Below are 20,459 nucleotides of genomic sequence, written 5' to 3'. Positions count from 1 at the left end.
CAGCCGGTTCCGGCGGCCGCGCCCGTCCGGTTCCGACGCGCCCGGCACGGCGCACGGGCCACCCCTGAGCACGGCTCGGGGGTGGCCTTCGTCGTACGCGCACGACATCCCGGACGCGTCCACGACACCCCGCACGCGTGCTGGCAGCACGCCGCGATCTCCGATAAGTTAGGCAAGGCTTACCTAATGGAGGTTGAGGATGGGTGTCCGACACGTCAGCACGACCATGCCCAGCGCGGCGGTGCGCGCCCGCTCCGTGCTCGCCACCGCCTGGTCCTGCGCGGTGACCACGGAGATCGGCAGAGACGACCTCGTCGGCGCCCACACCGTCAGCGAGCGGGGCACGGTGCTGCTGCACCCGCCGGAGGACAGCGCCCTCGCGGCCGCGCTGATCTGCGCCCCGCGCGGCGAGCCGTCCACGCTCGTGGAGTTCGCGGACGTCGCGCCGGTGCCGGTCAGGGACCGGGTGCGCTCCCGGCTCTGGCTCTCGGGGACCCTCACGGCGACCCGCGACCACCTCGTCTTCGAGCCCGCCTGTGCGGTGCTGCACGACGCAAGCGGCCGCACCGGCATCGACCTCGAGGAGTTCGCGCTCGCCGACGCCGATCCGCTGGCGCACGCCGAGGCCCGGCTCCTCACGCACCTGGCCGACTCCCACCCCGAGGCCGTCGAACAGCTCACCCGGCTCGTCGCCGCCGACAGCCTCGCCGGAGTCGTCGACGTCAAACCGCTCGCCATCGACCGCCACGGCCTGACCCTGCGCCTGGAACGCGTCAGCAGTCAGGCCGACGTACGGCTGCCGTTCCACGAACCGGTCGAGGATCTGGGCCAAGTCACCGAGCGCATGCACACCCTGCTCACCAAGGCCCGGCTGCTGCGTCGGCCCGTGCTGCGCCCGGCGCCGCCCGAGTCCTGAGGCCCGCCCCTGAACGGCGGGCGGCGCGGTCGTCCCGACCGGCGGGCGGACGCCTCGCACGTATGAGCGGCCCCCGGTGTCGGGCGCGCGCAACGCGCGGGGATGATGGGCCACATGAGTCCCGCCACCGCAGAATTCGAACCCGTCGAGCCTGTTCAGGCCCTGATCATCATCGATACCCAGTCGGGCTTCGTCACCGGTGACGAAGCCGTGCCCGGCGCGCGCCACCTGCTGTCGCGCGTCGAGCAGCTCCTCGCCAAGGCGCGGGCCGCCGGCGCGCTCGTCGTCCAGCTGCAGAACGACGGCCCGGACGGCACCCTGGACGAACCGGGCACGCCCACGTGGGAGCTGCACTTCCCGGTCGACACCGAACGCGGTGAACTGCTGTTCCGCAAGACCGTCGACGACGGCTTCGAGGAGACCGAACTCGAAGACGTGCTGCGGGAGGAGGGCGTCACCTCGCTCACCGTCTGCGGCGTCATGTCGGAGATGTGCGTGAGCGCCACCGCGCGCACCGCCCTGGACCTGGACTTCCGCCTCGTCATCGCCCATGACGCGCACGGGACGTACGACATTCCGGAGGCGCCGGGCATCAGTGACGCCATCCCGGCGGCGACGGTGTCGCGGGTCGCGGAGTGGGCGCTCGGCGACGAGGTCGAGATCGTGGCGAGTGCGGACGACGTGAGCTTCGTCGCGCCGTAGCCGACGGGTGCGCGGCCGCGCTGGTCGTGCGGCCGCGGATCGCGTGGTCGACGGCTGCGTAGTCGTCGGGTCGCCTCCCTCGTGGTCCGGCGCCGGGCTTGGCCCTTGGCGCCGGACCACGGGAGTGCGCTTGGTCGTGCGCGTGCCGGGTCGTGCGGGTTCCGCGTCGTGCGAGCGGTGGCGTCAGCCCTCTGCGCGCCCGGACTGCTCCCCGGCCCGGGCCGCCAGCACGCTCGCCACCTCGTAGAAGTAGCCGTTGACGGGAGTCGGCGTCCCCGTGCGGCCGCCCAGGCGCACCACCGAGCCGTTCCACGCGTCCAGTTCGGACGGGCGGCCGGAGCGGATGTCGCGGTGGAGCGAGGAGGTGCCCTCGGCGGGCTGCTGGTCGATGAAGTCCAGGGTGCGGGTGACGATGTCGTCCGGGAGGCGGACGTCCAGGGCCCGCGCGACCCGCTCGATCTCCGTCATCCCCTCGACCAGCAGCCGCCGGGTGCCCGGGCGCGAGCGCAGCACCCCGAACGGGGCGTCCGTCACCGTGCCGAGGCCGCCGAAGGGCACCACGAACAGGAACTTGGCCCACAGTTCGGCCCAGATGTCGTCGGGCACGGTGACGCTCACGCCCGCCCCGGCGAGCGCCGCGCGCAGCCGCTCGACGCGGGGTGTGGCGCGGTTGTCCCACTCCGTGAAGGCGAGCGCGCCGGGGCCGCCGATGTGCCGCACCCGGCCGGGCCCGTCCAGCTGCGCCAGAATCTTCGCGGTGCCGGGCAGGACCGCGTCCCGCCCGACCTCCTGGGCCACCTGCTCCGGCGCCTCGACGCCGTTCTGCAGGGTGACCACCGCCGTGTCCGGGCCGACCAGGGGCTTCAACGCGGCGATGGCGGACGGCAGTTGCCAGGTCTTGACGCACAGCAGGACGACGTCGACCTCGCCGATGTCGTGCGTGTCGTCGCTCGCGCGCGCCGGGGCGACGGTGAAGTCGCCCGCCGGGCTCTCGACGGTCAGGCCGTCACGCCGCAGCGCCTCCAGATGGGCGCCGCGCGCGACGAACCCGACGTCGTGCCCGGCTTCCGCGAGCCGCCCGCCGAAGTAGCCGCCCACGCCGCCGGTGCCGATCACCGCCACCCTCAGCGCCCCGCCCGCGTCCCGCACCGTCTCCGCCATGGCGAACCTCCCCGTGTGCCGACGCCGGGCCACAATGCGGCACCCGGCGGGGCCGCACGCTCGGCGACCCGGCCCCCACCCTAGCGAGTTACTCCCTCATGGGGTAACGCTGCTAGCGTGCGGTCATGACCAAGGCGCGCACCGCCCCCGCGGCGGCAGGCCGCGAACCGTCCGCCGCCGACCGGGAGTTCCGCTGGCACGGCGGCCGGACGTCGCTGAACCTCACCGCGACCGTGGGCAAGCGCGGCCAGGGCGCCGTCGAGCGGCTGCGGGACCCGTCGGACCTGTCCCGCTGGTTCCGCGAAGCAGGCATGACGGAGCATCAGCTCGCCGTGTCCGAGGGCGAGTTGGCGGCCGCGCGGGCACTGCGTGAGGCCGTGCACCGGATCGCGGCAGCGGTGCGCGAGGCCACCGCACCCGAGAAGGCGGACCTGGACCTCCTCAACCACTGGACGGCCCGGCCGCTCCCCGGCGCGGGCCTCACCCTCGACGGGGACGGCACTCCCCGGCCGCTGCCGCCCGCCCTCGACACCCCCGGCCTGCTCGGCCTGCTGGCCCGCGACGCGGCGGACCTCCTCGGCGGCCCCCTGTCCGGACGGATCCGTGAGTGCGCCGCCGCCGACTGCACCCTGCTGTTCGTCGACGAGAGCCGGGCGGGGGCGCGGCGCTGGTGCTCGATGGACGCCTGCGGGGCACGGGTGAAGATGGCGGAGTACCGGGCGCGCAGGCGCGGCGGCACGCGCCCCGACTGACCGGAGACGCCGCGCCGACCGCGACGCCGCCCCGCCTCACAGCGGCAGCGCGCACACCGCCATCGGCGCCCCGAACGGCTTCCCCACGAGGGCGAGTTCACCGGTGCGCCCGTCCACGCGGAAGACGCTCACCGACCCCGACCGCTGGTTCGCGGCGAACAGCAGGCGGCCCGACGGCGCGAGCGCGATGTGCCGGGGGAAGTCCCCGCCCACCGGCACCGTGCCGAGCAGCCGGAGGCGGGCCCCGTCGCGCTCGACGGCGTACCGGGTGAGACTGTTGTCGCCGCGGTTGGCCAGGAAGGCGAAGCTGCCGTCGGCGGTCACGACGGGCTGTGCCGGGTAGCTCGTGACGCCGGGCCTGGTGCCCGTGGGCTGCGGCTCGCCCGGCGAGAGCCGACCGGTCGCGGGGTCGTAGCCGCAGACCGCGACCGTGTTGTCGAGCTCGTCGGCGACGTACGCGAACCGCCCCGACGGATGGAAGGCGAGATGCCGGGGCCCCGCGCCCGGCCGCACCGTCGCGTACGACACGCGGCTCAGCTTCCCCGCCTTCGTGTCGAGCCGGTACGTGTACACCGTGTCGGTGCCCAGATCGACGGCGAGCACGTACCGGCCGTCCGGAGCGGTGACGATCTGGTGCGCGTGCGGGCCCTGCTGCCCCGGTCCCGGCGGGGGCGTGGAGTGCGTGACGAGATCGGTGCGTTCGCCGAGCGCACCGGACGCCTCGATCGGGTGCACGGCCACGCTGCCGGACGTGTAGTTGGCGCTGAGCAGCCAGCGGCCGCCGGGGTGCACGGAGACATGGCAGGGCCCGGCGCCGCCGGTGCCGCGCGTGCCGAGGACGCGGTGGTCGCCGTCGGGGGAGAGCGCGATCGCGGTCACGCCGCCCTGCTCCCGCTCATTGACGGCGTACAGCGTCCGCCCCGACGGATGGGCCGCCAGATACGACGGATCCGGTACGCCGCCGAGCGTGCCGACGCCGGTGACATCGCCCGTCTCCTCGTCGTACGTGGCGAGCCCGATGCCCTTGCCGCCGCCCGACTGCGAGGTGTACGTGCCGAGGAACAGCGGCCGTCGACCGCGCGGGCCGGACCCGGACGAGGCGGCCCGTGCGGCGACCGGCGGCGTGGCGGAGGCCCCGGCGGAGCCCGTGGCGCCGGATCGGCCCCTGGCGTCGGAAGAGCCGGACCTGCCGGAGGCGATCACGCCGGTCGTGACCGCCGTGGCCGCGGCCAGTCCCGTACCGAGGAACCGCCTTCTGTTCATGACTCCACTCATGACTCCACCTTGCGGGTCAGTGGTGACGGATGTGGCAGACGTGGCAGACACAGTGGCCCCGAACCCCGCCAACAGGCAAGAGCCGCAACCTGGGTTGCGGCATGCGCAATGCCATTCCCCGCGTCTCTTCCGCCGCGCGGGGGAGGAGGGTGGTCCACGGGAGCGATGTGCGGGCCGTGGCCGGACGGCAGGGTCTCAGACACAGGCCGCCCGGTGTGGCCTGGCCCTTTCTCGCCGAGCCGCATCCCGGAGGACCCCGTGGCGCTCCCCGCCCGCACCGCCCGCACGGAGACCGTGCCCGCCCCGCCACCGCCCCCTTCGCTCTCCGCTTCCGTCCCGGCCTCACCGACGCGGGGCCCCGCGCCCCGGTGGCGGCGCTGGCCCACCTGGGCGCCCCGCGCCACCGTGGCCTGGGGCGTCGCGTACGCCCTGGCCCAGACGCTGTGGGCCGCCACCGGCACCGTCGTACCGATAGCCGGGGACAGACACACCCCGGCCGCCCTCCAACTCCTCCTGGCCGCCCTCGCCCTGCTCGCCGCCGCCGTCGGCCTCGCCACCACGAGACCGCTCACCGGCCGGGCCCGCCGCGCCGTCGGTGTCGCGCTCGCCGTGCTGATCCCGGCGCTCGGCTGGGGCGTCATCGGCCTCCCCCTGTACTTCGTCGTCCTCATGTCGGGTTCGGGCCTGGAGAGCGCCACCGGCCTCGCCAACCTCCTGCTGCTCACGCCCGGGACGGCTCTGCTCGGCATGGTCGCCGTCTCGTACCGCCGTCGGCTGCGGGGGAGTTGCCCCCGCTGCGGGCAGCCGCACCCGGGCGACGGCGAGGGGCCGCTGAGCCACCCCGACCCGTCCGTCGCACCCCGCAGGACGCGCCTTGCCGTGTACGTGCTGCTGTGCGGACTGCTTCCGTGGTCCGTCGTGAAGACCGTCTGGCTGTTCGGCGGTGACGCGATCGGCGTGAGCGGGGAGGCCTGGCAGCGCGAGATGGAGGCGGACGCGACCGGCGGCGCGCGGGCGCTCGCCTCGGTGGGGGTGGACGTGACGGTGCTCGCCGCGTTGCTCGGGGTCTTCCTGACGCTCGGCCTCACCCACCGCTGGGGCCAGGTCTTTCCGCGCTGGGCCCTGCCGCTTGCCGGTCGGCGTGTCCCCCGGCTGCTCCCGTTGATCCCGGCCTGGCTGACCGGGTTCGCCCTCGCCCTGTACGGGACGCTGCTCACGTTCGGGTCCCTGCTCATGGCCGTCGGGGTGCTGCCGAAACCGGAGCCGGAAGGGGTGTTCACGACCGGCTCGGGCCTCGCCTGGATGGTGGCGTTCGGCGGTCTCGCCTTCGGCGGGCTCGGCTGGGGGCTGCTGCTCGCGGCCAGGTCGTACGCCGCACGTACGCGCCCGCGCTGTGTCTCCGACCCGGCCGTCGCAAAGTGGCCACGCCCGCACGGAGGTTGACCACTGAAGGGTCCTGCGTCGCTACGGTGCGCGAGTGAATTTTGATGCCCGCGCCCGTGCGAGCGCAGACCTGAGGAGTCGCCGAGTGGAGCAGAGCCGTGTGACCCGGATCCGTACGACCCTGGCCGCGATGGGGGTGACGGCCGCCGTGGTGACGGCCGTTGCCGTGGCGCCCGCCGCGCACGCGGCGCCGTCCGGCATACCCACCGCCACGACGGCCTCCGCTCCGGCGGCGAAGCCCGAGCCCTGCACGGGCGCCTTCCTCGACGACGCCCGCCTCGGCCCCAAGTGGCTGCCCAGGAAGGGGCAGAAGCCCGTGGGGCCGCTCCTGAAGAAGTGGAAGCGAACGGGCAAGCTCACGCCGTCGGCCTTCTTCAAGAAGTACTGGGAGGGCCCGGCGGACTCCGGCGGCTGGAAGTACCCGCCCAACGACGGTTTCGAGACAGTCAACGGCGAGGTCGACAAGCACCCGGAGCAGTTGGAGAAGGGTGAGCTGCTCGACCGCTTCGGCTCCGAGTCCGGCTCGTTCCTCGCGCCCGCCGGGGACTCCTACGCCGAGCGCTCGCTGCCGCCGCAGAACCTCAACACCCGTGACGCCGCGTACGCCTGCGACTATCGCGTGTACAAGGTGGCGAAACCATTCTTCGTCTGGCAGGGCGGGATAGCCCCCTGGTTCGAGCAGCCCGGCGGCGGCGAGCAGATCAAGCTCGACCCCGTCTTCCTCGACCCCGGCGAGGGCCGGCGTCTGAACGTCAAGTGGCTCCTCGACCACGGCTACCTCCAGGCGGCCACCGCCTGACGACGCGGCGAGCCGACCGGGCCCGTGCCGGGCCGCCGTGGCAGGGCGGTCAGCCCTCGGGGGTGATGAGGCCGCGCTCGTACGCCTTGATCAGGCGCTGCGGTACGAGATGCGTGACGCCGTCGACCGTCACGGGCGCCAGCTGCGGGGTGGTGGCCTTCCACTGGGCGCGGCGGTGCCGCGTGTTGCTGCGGGACATCTTCCGCTTGGGTACGGCCATGGGGTCCTCCGGGGTGGTGCGTGCGGGTGGGAAGAGCTGGCCAGAGGCTATATGAAAATGGATCCCATTAACAAATGGGGGGCGCGGGCAGGGGTGGGCCTCAGGCGGTGAGGGCGACCGCCGCCGCCCACGCGACATAGCCCGCGTTCACCACCAGGCGCGCCGCGACACCCCACGGGCCGTGCAGCATCCCGGACCGTGCGCGGGTGTTCCGTACGGCGTCCACGTGGGACACCTGGAACACCAGGAGAAGCCCGAACGCCGTCCATCCGCCCGCCGCGCGTGTGTGTGGTGTGATCAGGAGCGCGGCGGTGCCGAGTTCGGCGAGCGCGCTGCCGACGACGAAGAGGCCGGGGCGGCCGAGCCAGGCGGGAACCAGCGACGTGAAGTAGCCGGGGAGGGCGAAGTGGGCGAGGGCGGTCGTGGTGAGGAACAGGGCGAGGGCGAGGGCCGCGACATTCGACATGCGCCGATGGTCGGGGCGCCGCCCCGCCGCCGTATTGGACGAAACGATCGCGCCGGGCGGCGGAGCGCTCCGTTGCTCTCCGGCACGAGCGGCGTCGCCCTCTTCGCCGAGCCCCGCGGCTACGAGGTGACGCGGCATCGGCATCCGGTGTGGAAGGTCGTCCTGCCCGACCGTGGGGGCGTGCGCGTGGACGGTGTCGTCGGTGCGGGCGTGCTGGTCCCGCCGCAGTACGCGCACGCCTGCGCCACCCCGGCCGGTTTCGTCGCCGCCTTCCTGGATCCGTGGTGCGTACGGGCCGACCCGGGCGGGCCGACCTGGCTGGACGCCGGAAGCGTGCGGCGACTGGCGGCCGCGTCCGGGGCGGACCTGGACGCCGACGCGCTGCACCGCGAACTCGCCGCCCTCACCGGGGCGCCCGCGCCCGTCGACCCGCGCGTCCCGCACGCCGTACGGAGCAGCGCCGGGGCGCCGCGCCTCGACGCGGTCGCCGCCGAGGTCGGCCTCTCCCCGTCGCGGCTGCGGGCGCTGGTCCGGGCGGAGGTCGGCGTGCCGCTCGGGGCGATGCGCCGGTGGGGGCGGCTGCGGGCGGCCGTGGGCGCGCTCCTCGACGGCGGCGCGGCCCCCGCCGACGCGGCCGCCGCTGCCGGATTCTGCGACCAGGCCCACCTCGCCCGCACCGCACGGGGGTTCCTGGGCCGCACCCCGGGGTCGCTGCCGCCGCGCTGACGGCACGTCCGGTGGCCGCACGACCACCGCCGCTGTTTGACTCTCCCGTCGCGTCAGGCTGCACGCTGTACGGCGACGACAGGGAGAAGATCATGAGCTATACCGTCGGACAGGTCGCCGGTTTCGCCGGGGTCACGGTCCGTACGCTGCACCACTACGACAGGACCGGCCTGCTCACGCCGAGCGAGCGCAGCGCCGGCGGCTACCGGCTCTACGGCGACACCGACCTCGCCCGCCTCCAGCAGATCCTCTTCTACCGCGAACTCGGCTTCGCGCTCGACGAGATCGCCCAGATCCTGACGGACCCGGAGGCCGACGCGCTCGACCTGCTGCGGGCCCGGCGCCGGACCCTGCGCGAGCAGATCGACCGCCTGGAGCGGCTCGTCGAGGTCGCCGACCGCGCCATGGAGGTCCAGCAGACGGGCGTCAGGCTGACCCCGCGCGAGCGCTTCGAGGTCTTCGGTGAGATCACCTTCGACCTGAGCTACGCCACCGAGGCCGAGATCAAATGGGCGGACAGCGCCGGACACAAGGAGGCCATGGCCCGCGCCGCAGCGCACTCCCAGGAGGACTGGGCCCGCATCATGGACGAGGCTGCGGTCTGGCGGGAGCGGCTGCTCGTGGCCTTCGACGCCCACGAACCCGCCGACGGGGAGCGGGCCAGGGCGCTCGCCGACGAGCACCGGCGCCATATCGGCCGCTGGTTCACCGACTGCCCGCCCGCCATGCATCTGCGCATCGCCGACGACTTCCTGACCGACGCCCGGGCGTTCGCGCTGGTCGTACCGCCTTCGCAGCAGCGGCCGGGGCTGGCCCGGTACTTGTGGGAGGCCGTCCGGGCCAACGCCGATGCCGGTGCGGATGTCGGCGCCGATGTCAGTGTCGGTGCCGGTGCGGACGTCGACGCCGATGTCTGTGCTGACGCCGTGGCGATCACCGACGCCGACCTCGGTGCCGACGCCGAGGTGATCACCAATGCCGACGGTGACCTCAAGGGTGAAGCTAAACCTGAGGGTAAGAGTCGTGGGGGTGTGTGGTGCGAGTACTGATCACCGCCGCCGGTTCCTACGGCGACATCGCCCCTTACACCGGCCTGGGTGCCCGCCTGCGTGCGGCGGGGCACGAGGTCGCGCTCGCCACGCACGAGAGTTTCGCGCCGCTGGTGCGCGGCGCCGGTCTGGGGTTCCGGCCGCTGCCCGCCGACGCGCGTGCCTCCGGGGCGGCGGCGGGGCGCCGTGAGCTGATGCGGGCGGCCGGTGCCTTCGTACGCGACCTCGGTGGCGGACTCGCGGACGCCGTCGACGACAGCGACGAACTGCTCGTCCTGTCCACGACGACGGCCCCGCTGGGCTGGCAGCTCGCGGAGGCCCACGGTGTGCCGACGATCGGCGCCTACCTCCAGCCCACCCATCCGACGGGGGAGTTCGCCCCGGTGGTGAGCGGCGCGCGATCCCTCGGGCGCTGGGGCAACCGCGGCTTGGCGCGCTTCTCCCTGCGCATGGTCGATCGCGTGTACGCCGACGCGGTGCGGGACCTGCGGTCGCGCCTGGGGCTCCCGGCCGCCCCTTCGGGTGCCGTCCGCGCCTGTCAGGAACGGGCGGGCGGGCCGGTGTTGCACGGCTTCAGCCCGACGGTCGTACCGCACCCGGCCGACTGGCGTGCCGGGCTCGACGTGGTCGGCAACTGGTGGCCGCACCACGATCCGGACGGGCGGCTGCCGCCCCTGGTCGAGGACTTCCTGGCGGCCGGTCCGCCACCCGTCTTCGTCGGCTTCGGCAGCATGGCGGCGGGCGAGGGCGGGCGCCTCGGCGAACTCGCCGTGGCGGCGCTGCGGCGTGCCGGACTCCGGGGCGTCCTGCAGTCCGGGCGGGCGGGCCTGGAGGCGTCCGGCGACGACGTCCTCACCGTCGGCGAGCTGCCGCACGCCCTGCTCTTCCCCCGTATGGCCGCCGTGGTGCACCACGCGGGCGCGGGCACCACGGCGGCGGGGCTGCGCGCCGGGGTCCCGGCCGTGCCCGTGCCCGTCACCGCCGACCAGCCCTTCTGGGCGGCGCGCCTGACCGCGCTGGGCGCTGCTCCCGCTCCCGTCCCGTTCCGGGCCCTCACGGCGCCGCGTCTGGCCGACGCGCTCACCCGTGCGGTCCACGAACCGGTCTGGGCCTCCGCCGCCCTGGCCGTCTCCCGGTCGATGGCGGTGGAGGACGGGGCGGGCCGGGTCCTCATGGCCGTGGAGCGGCTCGGCCGGAGGTGAGGCGCCGGTGCCCGCAGCCCCGCCTCACAGCCGCCCCGCCTCAACGCCACCCGCCTCACGCCTGCCGACGCCTCATGGCCGCCCCCTCACGGCCGCCCCGCCTCCGGCACCTCCTCGCCCTCGGGGACCGGCCCCGGCGCCGTCCCCTTCCCGAACGGGCTGCCGCCGAGCAGCTGACGGTGATGCGGGGTCAGCCACCCGCCGAGATCGGGCCCGAGCGGCACGATGCCGGTCGGGTTGATGCCCGTGTGCACTTCGTAGTAGTGCCGCTTGATGTGGTCGAAGTCGACCGTGTCGCCGAAGCCCGGTGTCTGGTACAGGTCGCGGGCGTACGCCCACAGCACCGGGTCCTCGGTCAGCTTCCAGCGGTTGCACTTGAAGTGGCCGTGGTAGACGGCGTCGAAGCGCACCAGCGTCGTGAACAGGCGGATGTCCGCCTCCGTGATGCTGTCGCCGACCAGATAGCGGCGGTCGGCGAGGCGCCGGGACGTCTCCTCCAGGCGCCGGAACACATCCCGGCACGCGGTCTCGTACTCGCTCTGGGAGGACGCGAACCCCGAGCGGTACACGCCGTTGTTGACGTCGCGGTAGATGCCGTCCATCACCGTGTCGATCTCGTCGCGCAGCGCCTCCGGGTACAGATCGGGCGCTCCGGGGCGGTGCAGGGCCGTCCACTCGGTGGCGAGGTCCAGCGTCAGTTGCTGGTAGTCGTTCGTGACCAGGCGGCCGCTCGGGACGTCCACGATCGCCGGGACGCTCACGCCGCCCGGATAGCCCGTCTCCCGCGCGTCGTACGCCTCGCTGAGAAGGCGGATCCCGAGCACCGGGTCGCGGCCGTCCGGGTCCAGCGTGAAGCGCCAGCTGCGGTCGTCCTGGATCGGGTCGGCGACCGCCAGCGAGAGCGCGTCCTCCAGGCCGAGCAGCCTGCGGGAGATCAGCGCGCGGCTCGCCCAGGGGCAAGCGCGGCTCACCACCAGGCGATAGCGCCCGGCCTCCACCGGCCAGCCGTCGCGGCCGTCGGCCGTGACGCGGTCGGCGAAGTGGCTGCGCGAACGCTTGAACGGCTTCTTGCCGTACGTGTCGTTGCCGCCCGCCCTGTCGCCGCTCGCCTCGCCCCCGCCCGCCTGCTCCCGCTCCGCGTCGCTCACCGCAGGCTCCCTTCGGGGCGGGGGGCGGGCTCGGACGCGGGTGGCGACAGGTCGTAGATCCTGTTCAGGAGCGCGGCCTCGTTGCCCGCGAGGCCCGCGCGGCGCAGGGCCTCGTCGGCGTCCGCGATCGGCACGGCGAGCAGCGCCGCGGTCTGCGCCGTCACGGGTCCGGACAGGGCGGCGCGTGCGGTGTGGAGGAGGCGCAAGCACGCCTGTGCCGCGGCCAGTTCGGGATGGGTTGTGCCGGTCATGTCGGTTGGCTCCTTTGCGCGCGGTCACCAGGTTGAAGGTGCAACCCCCACTCTTGCGCACGGGTCTGACAATTGCCCTTCAACCACCACGCGCGCGTGCCCGCGAGCGCCCCGGACGAAGCCCCGCGCTCACCCCTGTCGGCGTACGAGCCGCAGCCGCAGCCCCTCCGGCATGAGGGTCAGACGCTCGGCGACCCGCAGCCGGTAGTCGGCCTCCGGCACCAGGTCGTAGCGCCGCAGCAGCAGCCCGAGCACCAAGGTCGCCTCGTGCAGGGCGAACTGACGGCCGATGCAGGCCCGCGCGCCCGTGCCGAACGGCTTGAAGACGTGCGGCGGCCGGGCGCGCACCGCGGCGGGCGTGAACCGGTCGGGGTCGAACGCCTCCGGCCGGGCGCCCCACGCCGACTCGTCCCGGTGCAGGAGCATCGTCAGGACCAGCGCCCACGCGCCCCGCCGCATCGGATGCGTTCCGTCGAGCACCGTGTCGTGCAGGGCCTCGCGCGCGAACGCCGGTGCGGTCGGCCACAGCCGCAGCGACTCGTCGAGCACCCGGCGTACGTAACGGAGCTTGGCCACCTGCTCGTACGCGGGAACCTCCGTCCGCCCCCACACCTGCTCGACCTCCTCCCGCGCGCGGGCGCACACTTCGGGGTGGCCCGCCAGATAGTGCAGCGCGAACGACAGGGCACCCGACGTCGTCTCGTGCCCCGCGACCAGGAAGGTGATGACCTGGCGCCGGATGTTCTCCGCCGACAGGCGCTCGCCGGTGTCGGGGTGGGCGACGTCGAGCATCCGGTCGAGCAGGTCGCCCGAGGCACCCGAGGTGTCCGCCGCGCGGCGGGCCGCGACGACCTTGTCGACGGTCCGGTTCAGATGGGCCATGTCGGCGGCGTTGCGCCGCTCGGACCGGCGCAGGAGCAGCGGCGCGAGCGCGGGCGGCAGGACGTTGCGCCGCTGGGCGTGGGAGAGCGTGCCGACCATCGCGGTCACGAAGGGGTGCGGACGGGACCGCTCGAAGGAGCCGAAGTCGTGCCCGAACCCCGTGCGGGCGATGGTCTCCAGGGTCAGCTTCGTCATGTCGCCCGGCACGTCCACGGCCCGTCCCGCGGCGGCCGTGCCGTCCCAGCGGGCCGTGAGCTGCCCGGCCACGTCCAGCATCAGCGGGTGATAGCCCGCCATCGCCTCACGGCTGAACCCGGGCGCGAGGATGTCGTGCGCCAGCTGCCAGTTCGGCTCGTGGTTGTACGCCGTGAACAGGCCGTCGCCCGCGACGGGCCGCAGATTGGCCACCCCTAGCCCCACGTGCTTGGCGAACCGCGCCTCGTCGGCCAGATCCGCCGCGAGCCGCGCGCCCCAGACGAACACGATCTCCTTGCCGAAGGCCTTGCGCCGGAAGATCGGCCCCAGGGCGCGGCCGATGCGCATCGAGTCCTGCACGGGCGTGCGGACGTTCGCCCCGAGCACGTCGCCGACCAGCGGCACCCGGCGCGGCGGGTGCGGGATGCGGTGCAGCTCGGGCCAGCCGGCCTCGGCGCCGCGAAACCCCTTCGGCAGGTCCCCGGGCAGCGGCTCGGCACTTCCCGTCGGCTGTGTCGTCTGCGCCATGGCCGCCATCTCCCTTGTGCACGCGGCTCGTTCAAGCCTGTTGTACGTGGATTCAATAGCGGTTCGCAGTCTGGTCCGGTTGTTGAACCGACGTCAAGTAAGGTGATCGGATGGCCGCGAATCCGCAGGAGCGCACGCGCCGCAGACTGAGCACCGAGGAGCGCAGGGAGCAACTCCTGACCGTGGGCGCGCGGCTGTTCGCGCAGAACCCCTATGACGACGTCTGGATCGAGCAGGTCGCCGAGATCGCGGGCGTCTCCCGCGGACTCCTCTACCACTACTTCCCGACCAAACGGGACTTCTTCGCCGCCGTCGTGCAGCGCGAGAGCGAGCGCATGCTGCGCCTGACGGCCGCCGAACCCGGCCGGCCCGTGCGCGAGCAGCTCGGCGCCGGTCTCGACGCCTTCCTGGGGTACGTCGAGGGCCACGCGCAGGGCTTCCGCGCCTTCCACCGCGCGGAGGCGGCGGGCGACCCCACGGTCCGCGAGGTCTACCGCCAGGGCCTCGCCGCCCAGGAACGCCAGATCCTCGCCGCCCTCGCCGCGGACCCCGAGACGGCGCCCCTGGCCGCCGAACTGCCCGCGGTGCGCCTCGCGGTGCGCGGCTGGCTGGCCTTCATGGTCGCCGTGTGCCTGGAGTGGCTGGAGGAGCCGGAGCTGACGCGCGCACAGGTGCGGGACCTGTGCGCGCGGGCGCTGCTCGGGGCGATCCTGCCGTAGCCCGGACGCTCCTTGCGGGGTCGGGGTGACGTCAGGCCGACAGGAACCCCGTCGCGAAGTGCTCCGTCAGAGCCTGCCGGGCGGCCGCGGCGGCCGCCGTGTCGTCCCCGGCGTCGGCGGCGTCGGTGAGCCGCTCGGCGGCCCAGAGGAAGAAGTCGTCCGCGACGGTGTCGATCCAGCCGTACGCCGGATCGAACGGCCCCGGATCCGGCGCCGGGTAGCGCAGCTCCAGCTCCGCTCCGCGCTCCCCGAACACCGTGAACAGCCGGTGGCCGTCCGGCTCGGACACCTGCCGCACGGCCACCGCCGAGCAGTCCCAGCGCTCCGGCCCGTACTGGAGCCAGAGCGTGCCCGCGCCCGCCCCCTCCGCGTACAGGGCGGCCGCGACCGGAGGCCCGCCCCGCGCGGGTTCCTCCCGCACGCGCACGAACCCGTGGCAGCGGCCCGCCGCAGGTGTGAGCAGCCCCGTCGCGATCTCCAGCGCCCACACCCGCCCGTGGCGGTCGTAGTCCTGGAGCACGACCGCGGCCGGTGGCGTGAAGGGCTTCCCTAAGACAGACATCAGCGGCGGCGCTCCCGTCCGAGCTCCTGGATCCCGGCACGGCGCGCGCGGGACGCAGCGGACGTTACGGCCGTACGCGCGCCTGGGCGGCGTGTGACGACGGCGCGTCCGAGTGACGTACGGGTACCACGGTGAGGAGGACGAAGCCCAGCGCGGCGAGGACTTCGACGCCCGCCGCCACGAGGAGCGAGCCGGAGAGCGACCAGGTGGCGACCGGGCCGCCGAGGCCCGCGCCGATCGCGAACCCGGTGATCTTCAGGCTGGCGCCGGTGGTGAAGATCTGGCCGCGCAGCCGCTCGGGGGCCTCCCGGTGGCGTACCGCGAACAGCGCGGTCAACTGCGGTCCCGCCCCCGCCCCGGCCACCGCCATCGCCGCGAACAGCGCGAGGGGCGACAGGGTCGCGGCGAGGAGCAGGGCAAGGGCGAGGGCGAGGACGCTGCCCAGGATCGTCGCGTCGGGACGGAGCGATTCGGGGCGCCGGGCCAGGAGCGCGTTCGCGAGGAGGGACGCGGCGGCGAGGGCCGCGAGCAGGAACGTGCCCGAACCGGCCGTGCCCAGGGCCCGTTCGCCGAGCAGGGGCGTGCAGGTCACCAGCATGCCGACGCCGACGTAGGAGATGACGGAGGTGAGGGTGGCGCGGGCGAGGGGCCGGGTGCGGCCGATGGCGGCGAAGCCGGCGGCCAGGTCGGCGACGACGGACGTGGACGGCTGGGCGCGGGCCGCCGCCGCACGCCTCGGCAGCGTCCACGCGGCCGGGAGCGCGAGGGCGATCAGGGCCAGGGGCACGACGACACCCACCGAGGCACCCGCCGTCATCGCGACCGCACCGGCCAGCGCGGGACCCGCGAGGCTCGCGGTGTTGAACGTCAGCGCGTCCAGAGCGTTGGCGCGCGGCAGGCTCTCCGGGGCGGTCACACGCGGGAGTTGCGAGGTCCAGCCACCGGCGAGCGCGGGCCCGAGCAGCCCGCCGCACACGGCGGTGGCGAGCACCACCGGCAGCGGCAGCCGCCCCAGGCTCAGCAGGATGACGAGCAGCGCCGCGCAGTACGCGGCCAGCGCACCCGCGAGGAGCCGCCCCGGACGTGCCGACCGGTCGAGCAGCGCACCGAAGACAGGGCCGCCCACGGCCGCCGACACGGTGATCCCCGACAGGAGTGCCGATGCCGCCGACGCCGAACCCGTCACGGAGAGCCCCACGAGGAGCAGCGCGGGACCCGACATCTCGTCCCCGGTCCGGGCCGCCGTGGCGCCGGTGAGATAGAGCGTCATGCTGTAACGCCTTAACATTCACAGCACGTTACAAGGTAACGGCGGGTGCGGCCAAGGGCGTTACGCTGACGGTCGTGACGAGGCCGAACGACGCAGCAACCGCCGACCCGTTGAAGACCGAGCCGCAGCCCGAGTCGAAGCGCGGGCCCAAGAGCGAGCCGCAGCGAGGGGCGACGAGCGAGTGGTCCACCCGCCACTCCGTGCTGCGGTCCGCCCAGCGCGCCGCCGCGCTCGTCAACGTCCTCGGTCCCGACGGCACCGCGGAGCCCACGACCGACCCGCCCGCCGCGCTCGAAGCGGTCCTGCGCGAGTACGGCGAGGCCGATCCGCTGGACGTGACCCCCGCGGACGTGGCGGAGATGCGCGCCGTCGCCGCGCGGCTGCGGGAGGTCTTCGCCGCCCCCGACGTCGACGCGGCGGCCACCCTCCTGAACCGGCTCCTCGCCGAGGGCTGCGGCCCGGTCCGCCTCACCGCGCACGGCGGCGGCTCGCCGTGGCACATCCACCTCGACAGGGACGACTCCGCGCCCTGGGCCGAGTGGTTCCTCGCCTCGTCCTGCATGGCCCTCGCCGTCCTCGTCTGGGACCGCCAGCGGCCCCCCGGCGGCGTGTGCGCCTCACCGCGCTGCGGCAACGTGTACGTCACCGGCGGCAGCGGGGCGGAACGTCGCTACTGCTCACCGAGGTGCGCGACCCGCGAACGGGTGGCGGAGCACCGGCGCGCCAAGGAGCGCCGACCGGCGCGGAGGAAGCAGGGACACCAGGGGCGCGAGGAGAACCGGTGAACTCCAGAAGGCGTACGCGTGCGCGAACCTTCCTATGCTGACCCCATGAGGCGGACCTCCTTTGCGAATTGGCCCTGTTCCATCGCGCGCACCATGGACCTGCTCGGTGACTGGTGGACGCCGCTGGTGCTGCGCGAGGCCTTCTACGGAGTCACGCGGTTCGACGCGTTCCAGCAGGAACTCGGCATCGCGCGCAACACCCTCGCCGACCGGCTGCGACGCCTGGTCGACGAGGGCCTGCTGGAGAAGCGCCCGTACCAGAGCGACCCGGTGCGCCACGACTACGTACTCACCGAGAAGGGCCGGGACTTCTTCGGCGTGCTCGCCGCGATGAACAGCTGGGGCAACCGCTGGCTCAGCGGCGACGACGGAGCGCCGGTCGTCTTCCGGCACGAGCCGTGCGGCCACGACAGCGCAGCCGAGGTCGTGTGCGCGCACTGCAAGGAGCCCATGACGGCCGCGGACACCCGCCCCCGGATGGGCCCGGGCTTCCCGGACCGCCTGGCCGAACGGGCGGAGGTGCGCAGACGGTTCGCCCAGTGACAGACGTGTTCCCCATTGGCGTCATCGTTGGCGTCGTCTTCCTCTTGGAGTCCTCCGATGTCCGTGCGTCGCGTCGTGCCCAACATCCCCTCGGAAGCCGCAGGCGAGAGCCGGGAGTTCTACGGCCTCCTGGGCTTCGAGGAGGTCATGAACCACGGCTGGATCATGACCCTCGCCTCCCCGACCGCTCCGACGGCGCAGATCAGCCTCTACACGGCCGCCGACAAGACCGCACCCGTCCCGCCCGACATGAGCGTGGAGGTCGACGACGTGGACGCGGTGTACGCGGCGCTGCGGGACAGTGGCGCGGAGATCGTCCACCCGCTCCAGGACGAGGAGTGGGGCGTGCGGCGGTTCTTCGTCCGTGACCCCAACGGCCGTGTGGTCAACGTACTGAGCCACCGCTGACCCACGGCCGACGTTCGGGTGCCCGTGGCCTCAGCCGCTCGTGAGCACCACGAGCCGCTGCGTCGCCCTGGTCATCGCGACATAGCGGTCCACCGCCCCCTCGATGCCCTCGCCGTACGACTCCGGGTCGATGAGGACGACCAGGTCGAACTCAAGCCCCTTCGACAGCTCCGGGGTCAGGGTCCGGACCCGGGGCGTCGCCGGGAGCGCGCCGACTTCGGTGGTGCCCGTGGTGATGACGCAGGCCGTCCCGTCGGCGTGCGAGGCCAGCCAGTCGTCGAGGACCGTGCCGAGGTCCGCGACGGAACCGTGGACGACGGGCAGGCCGCTGCTGCGGATGGACGTCGGCACGTTGGCGTCCGGGATCGCGGCCCGGATCACCGGCTCGGCCTCCGTCATGATCTCCTCCGGGGTGCGGTAGTTGACGGTCAGGGAGGCCGGCCTGATCCGGTCGAGTCCGGCCCGCTCCAGGCGCTCCTCCCACGACTCCGTGAATCCGTGCCTGGCCTGGGCGCGGTCGCCGGCGATGGTGAAGCTGCGGGACGGGCAGCGAAGGAGCAGCATCTGCCACTCCGCGTCGGTCAGCTCCTGCGCCTCGTCGACGACGATGTGCGCGAACGGCCCCGCGAGGCGGTCCGGTTCGGCGGTGGGCAGGGCGTCCTCGTCGATCAGACTGTCCTGGAGGTCCTTTCCACGCAGGATCCGCACCGCGCCCTCGCTCTCGTCCCCGGCCGAGTCGATGTCGGCGGTCGTGACGATCTCGTCGATGACGCGGGCCATGCGCTCGCGCTCGGCTGCGACGGCGGCCTCACGGCGGCGCTTCAGCCGGGCCGCCTCCGGGTCGCCGAGCCGCTGCCGTGCCGCGTCCAGGAGCGGCAGGTCGGACACCGTCCAGGCCTGCGGCGCGTCCTTGCGCTGGAGCCTGTGCACCTCGTCGCGGTCCAGCCAGGGCGCGCACATCCGCAGGTAGGCGGGGACCGTCCACAGGTCGGAGACGAGGTCGGCGGCCTCGATCAGCGGCCACGCCCGGTCTAGGGCCGTGACGAGGTCCCGGTCCTGCCGCAGCGAGCGCAGGAACAGCTCGGGCGAGACGCCGTCCTCGTCCTCGTCCATCCCCTGCTTGTCCATGAGGATCGTGGCCAGTTCCTCCCAGATCTGCTCCCGCGCCTCGTTGTGCGGGGTGCCGGGGCCCCGCGCCCTGAACGCCTCGGCCCAGTCCTCGGCGCTCACCCGGACCTCGCACCAGGGCGTCGAGACGGTCATGGCCTCGGTGGGCGGCTCCTCGTAGAACGCGACGGCCTTCTCGATCGCCCGCACCATGCCCGCGGACGCCTTCAGGCGGGCCACGTCCGGGTCGGTCTCGGGGTCCGCCGTCGCGCCCTCGGCGACGAGGTCCCGCAGGGTGCAGGTCTGCACGCCGTCCTCACCGAGGCTGGGCAGGACGTCGGCGACGTACCCCAGGTAGGGCTCGTGCGGGCCGACGAACAGGATGCCGCCGCCGCGCCGGTGGTGCCCGAGACGGGGGTCGGAGTACAGCAGATACGCGGAGCGGTGCAGGGCGACGACGGTCTTGCCCGTGCCGGGGCCGCCGTCGACGACGAGGGCGCCGCGGGAACCCGCGCGGATGATCGCGTCCTGGTCGGCCTGGATGGTGCCGAGCACGTCACGCATCCGCTCCGACCGGTTGCTGCCCAGGCTGGCGATGAACGCGGACTGGTCGTCGAGCGCGGCGTGGTGTTCGAGGCCGTCGGCGGTGAACACCTCGTCCCAGTAGTCACTGATCCGCCCGCCGGTCCAGCGGTACCTGCGGCGGCTGGTCAGGCCCATCGGGCTGGCGTGGGTCGCCGCGAAGAACGGCTCGGCGGCGGGGGAGCGCCAGTCGATCAGGAGGCGCCGCCCCGAGCTGTCGGTGAGGCCGAGCCGCCCGACGTACAGGGGCTCGGGGTCGTCCGCGCCGACGACACGCCCCAGGCACAGGTCGAGGCCGAAGCGGCGCAGGGCGCGCAGCCGTGCGGTCAGCCGGTGGACCTCCGCGTCCCGGTCGAGCCCCTGGCGGCCGATGCCGCCGGGCGCCCTGCGCACCGTGTCCAGGCGGTCGGACAGCTCGGCGATCGTCTGCGCGAGGGTCTCCGCGATGGCCGCGAAGTGCTTTTCGTCGTCGGCGATCAACGCCGGGTCGGCCTTGGCATCGAGTCGGTCGGGCAGGTCGAACGCGCTGGTACTCAGGGGGGTCATGCGGGGTGAATCTCCCATTTCTGCAGGTCCGGAGGTCCGGGGCTCCGGCTGAGATGAGCGATTCTGCGGTACGACCGGGGCCTTGCCGCAAGCCCCCCGGTGCGCTATAAGTTAAGAGTGGCAAGGAGCGGGTGCTCTCCTTGCTTTCTTTTTTGCCCGCTTTCCACGGGCGCCCGGCTCGTCGCGTCGCCGTCCCGGGACGGCAGGACGCTCGCCGGGATA

At 73.9% G+C, this 20,459-nt stretch carries 21 protein-coding genes and 1 pseudogene; 12 read left to right on the top strand and 10 right to left on the bottom strand.

Going from position 1 to position 20,459, the window contains the following annotated elements; genetic code table 11:
* The first annotated feature begins 199 nt into the window (after nucleotides 1-199).
* Complete coding sequence (locus ACZ6AA_RS09105) at nucleotides 200-916, top strand: DUF2470 domain-containing protein (protein ID WP_468482112.1); 717 nt, start codon at nucleotides 200-202, stop codon at nucleotides 914-916.
* Between the two features lie 114 nt (nucleotides 917-1,030).
* On the top strand, nucleotides 1,031-1,618 hold the full coding sequence (locus ACZ6AA_RS09100) for an isochorismatase family protein (RefSeq protein WP_468459071.1): 588 nt from the start codon (nucleotides 1,031-1,033) through the stop codon (nucleotides 1,616-1,618).
* A 183-nt stretch (nucleotides 1,619-1,801) separates the two neighbouring features.
* On the opposite strand, the gene ACZ6AA_RS09095 is transcribed toward ACZ6AA_RS09100, so the two are convergent.
* Nucleotides 1,802-2,779: a 2-dehydropantoate 2-reductase gene (locus ACZ6AA_RS09095; protein ID WP_468482114.1), complete on the bottom strand. Its 978-nt coding sequence runs from the start codon at nucleotides 2,777-2,779 to the stop codon at nucleotides 1,802-1,804.
* A 125-nt stretch (nucleotides 2,780-2,904) separates the two neighbouring features.
* On the opposite strand from ACZ6AA_RS09095, the gene ACZ6AA_RS09090 reads away from it, so the two are divergent.
* The gene (locus ACZ6AA_RS09090) at nucleotides 2,905-3,531 is read left to right on the top strand and encodes a CGNR zinc finger domain-containing protein (protein WP_471457097.1); all 627 of its coding nucleotides are present in this window, start codon (nucleotides 2,905-2,907) and stop codon (nucleotides 3,529-3,531) included.
* Between the two features lie 36 nt (nucleotides 3,532-3,567).
* Here the strand turns inward: ACZ6AA_RS09090 and ACZ6AA_RS09085 are convergent, their stop codons facing one another.
* Nucleotides 3,568-4,794 carry a lactonase family protein gene (locus tag ACZ6AA_RS09085; RefSeq protein WP_471457095.1) on the bottom strand — a complete coding sequence of 409 codons (1,227 nt, stop codon included), beginning with the start codon at nucleotides 4,792-4,794 and terminating at the stop codon, nucleotides 3,568-3,570.
* A gap of 270 nt (nucleotides 4,795-5,064) precedes the next feature.
* Between ACZ6AA_RS09085 and ACZ6AA_RS09080 the strand changes: the two genes are divergently transcribed.
* The gene (locus ACZ6AA_RS09080) at nucleotides 5,065-6,249 is read left to right on the top strand and encodes a hypothetical protein (protein WP_471457093.1); all 1,185 of its coding nucleotides are present in this window, start codon (nucleotides 5,065-5,067) and stop codon (nucleotides 6,247-6,249) included.
* A 100-nt stretch (nucleotides 6,250-6,349) separates the two neighbouring features.
* The gene (locus tag ACZ6AA_RS09075) at nucleotides 6,350-7,048 is read left to right on the top strand and encodes a TNT domain-containing protein (RefSeq protein WP_468482179.1); all 699 of its coding nucleotides are present in this window, start codon (nucleotides 6,350-6,352) and stop codon (nucleotides 7,046-7,048) included.
* 49 nt (nucleotides 7,049-7,097) lie between these two features.
* On the opposite strand, the gene rpmF is transcribed toward ACZ6AA_RS09075, so the two are convergent.
* On the bottom strand, nucleotides 7,098-7,268 hold the full coding sequence (gene rpmF / locus ACZ6AA_RS09070) for a 50S ribosomal protein L32 (protein WP_380853219.1): 171 nt from the start codon (nucleotides 7,266-7,268) through the stop codon (nucleotides 7,098-7,100).
* A 100-nt stretch (nucleotides 7,269-7,368) separates the two neighbouring features.
* On the bottom strand, nucleotides 7,369-7,734 hold the full coding sequence (locus ACZ6AA_RS09065; RefSeq protein WP_471457091.1) for a hypothetical protein: 366 nt from the start codon (nucleotides 7,732-7,734) through the stop codon (nucleotides 7,369-7,371).
* Between the two features lie 72 nt (nucleotides 7,735-7,806).
* Here ACZ6AA_RS09065 and ACZ6AA_RS09060 point away from each other — a divergent pair, with 72 nt between their 5' ends.
* From ACZ6AA_RS09060 to ACZ6AA_RS09050, 3 genes and pseudogenes are all read left to right on the top strand, one after another.
* Nucleotides 7,807-8,460 carry a helix-turn-helix domain-containing protein gene (locus tag ACZ6AA_RS09060; RefSeq protein WP_468459059.1) on the top strand — a complete coding sequence of 218 codons (654 nt, stop codon included), beginning with the start codon at nucleotides 7,807-7,809 and terminating at the stop codon, nucleotides 8,458-8,460.
* A gap of 92 nt (nucleotides 8,461-8,552) precedes the next feature.
* Nucleotides 8,553-9,323, top strand: a pseudogene (locus ACZ6AA_RS09055) (MerR family transcriptional regulator); the annotation flags it as partial.
* 173 nt (nucleotides 9,324-9,496) lie between these two features.
* Nucleotides 9,497-10,711, top strand: a complete 1,215-nt coding sequence (locus ACZ6AA_RS09050) for a glycosyltransferase (RefSeq protein WP_471457089.1) — start codon at nucleotides 9,497-9,499, stop codon at nucleotides 10,709-10,711.
* An 86-nt stretch (nucleotides 10,712-10,797) separates the two neighbouring features.
* Here ACZ6AA_RS09050 and ACZ6AA_RS09045 read toward each other — a convergent pair whose 3' ends face one another.
* From ACZ6AA_RS09045 to ACZ6AA_RS09035, 3 genes are all read right to left on the bottom strand, one after another.
* Nucleotides 10,798-11,859 (bottom strand): glutathione S-transferase family protein, encoded by a 1,062-nt coding sequence (locus tag ACZ6AA_RS09045; protein ID WP_471457087.1) that lies wholly within the window; start codon nucleotides 11,857-11,859, stop codon nucleotides 10,798-10,800.
* Nucleotides 11,856-12,110, bottom strand: coding sequence for a hypothetical protein (locus ACZ6AA_RS09040; protein ID WP_468459053.1), 255 nt, complete (start codon nucleotides 12,108-12,110; stop codon nucleotides 11,856-11,858). Before ACZ6AA_RS09040 ends, ACZ6AA_RS09045 begins: the two co-directional genes overlap by 4 nt.
* A gap of 129 nt (nucleotides 12,111-12,239) precedes the next feature.
* Complete coding sequence (locus tag ACZ6AA_RS09035) at nucleotides 12,240-13,715, bottom strand: cytochrome P450 (protein WP_471457085.1); 1,476 nt, start codon at nucleotides 13,713-13,715, stop codon at nucleotides 12,240-12,242.
* A 110-nt stretch (nucleotides 13,716-13,825) separates the two neighbouring features.
* Here ACZ6AA_RS09035 and ACZ6AA_RS09030 point away from each other — a divergent pair, with 110 nt between their 5' ends.
* Complete coding sequence (locus ACZ6AA_RS09030) at nucleotides 13,826-14,434, top strand: TetR/AcrR family transcriptional regulator (protein WP_468459049.1); 609 nt, start codon at nucleotides 13,826-13,828, stop codon at nucleotides 14,432-14,434.
* Nucleotides 14,435-14,465: 31 nt separating this feature from the next.
* Here the strand turns inward: ACZ6AA_RS09030 and ACZ6AA_RS09025 are convergent, their stop codons facing one another.
* Together ACZ6AA_RS09025 and ACZ6AA_RS09020 are read right to left on the bottom strand one after the other, a co-directional pair.
* A complete protein-coding gene (locus tag ACZ6AA_RS09025; RefSeq protein ID WP_468459047.1) occupies nucleotides 14,466-14,996 on the bottom strand; it encodes a hypothetical protein in 531 nt (176 codons plus the stop codon).
* 64 nt (nucleotides 14,997-15,060) lie between these two features.
* Nucleotides 15,061-16,266: an MFS transporter gene (locus ACZ6AA_RS09020; RefSeq protein ID WP_471457082.1), complete on the bottom strand. Its 1,206-nt coding sequence runs from the start codon at nucleotides 16,264-16,266 to the stop codon at nucleotides 15,061-15,063.
* Nucleotides 16,267-16,466: 200 nt separating this feature from the next.
* Here ACZ6AA_RS09020 and ACZ6AA_RS09015 point away from each other — a divergent pair, with 200 nt between their 5' ends.
* Genes ACZ6AA_RS09015 through ACZ6AA_RS09005 form a run of 3 tightly spaced genes read left to right on the top strand, consistent with a single transcriptional unit; the run spans nucleotide 16,467 to nucleotide 18,002 of the window.
* Nucleotides 16,467-17,051, top strand: a complete 585-nt coding sequence (locus ACZ6AA_RS09015) for a CGNR zinc finger domain-containing protein (RefSeq protein WP_468459195.1) — start codon at nucleotides 16,467-16,469, stop codon at nucleotides 17,049-17,051.
* Between the two features lie 45 nt (nucleotides 17,052-17,096).
* Complete coding sequence (locus tag ACZ6AA_RS09010) at nucleotides 17,097-17,594, top strand: winged helix-turn-helix transcriptional regulator (protein ID WP_471457080.1); 498 nt, start codon at nucleotides 17,097-17,099, stop codon at nucleotides 17,592-17,594.
* A gap of 57 nt (nucleotides 17,595-17,651) precedes the next feature.
* Nucleotides 17,652-18,002 carry a VOC family protein gene (locus ACZ6AA_RS09005; protein WP_468459042.1) on the top strand — a complete coding sequence of 117 codons (351 nt, stop codon included), beginning with the start codon at nucleotides 17,652-17,654 and terminating at the stop codon, nucleotides 18,000-18,002.
* A 30-nt stretch (nucleotides 18,003-18,032) separates the two neighbouring features.
* On the opposite strand, the gene helR is transcribed toward ACZ6AA_RS09005, so the two are convergent.
* On the bottom strand, nucleotides 18,033-20,237 hold the full coding sequence (helR, locus tag ACZ6AA_RS09000) for an RNA polymerase recycling motor ATPase HelR (RefSeq protein WP_471457078.1): 2,205 nt from the start codon (nucleotides 20,235-20,237) through the stop codon (nucleotides 18,033-18,035).
* Nucleotides 20,238-20,459: the final 222 nt, after the last annotated feature.

It is taken from the genome of Streptomyces sp. NPDC040610 (assembly GCF_055594065.1).
The sequence above is the reverse complement of the archived record's forward strand: the minus strand, read 5'-3'. Positions and strand labels throughout refer to the sequence as shown.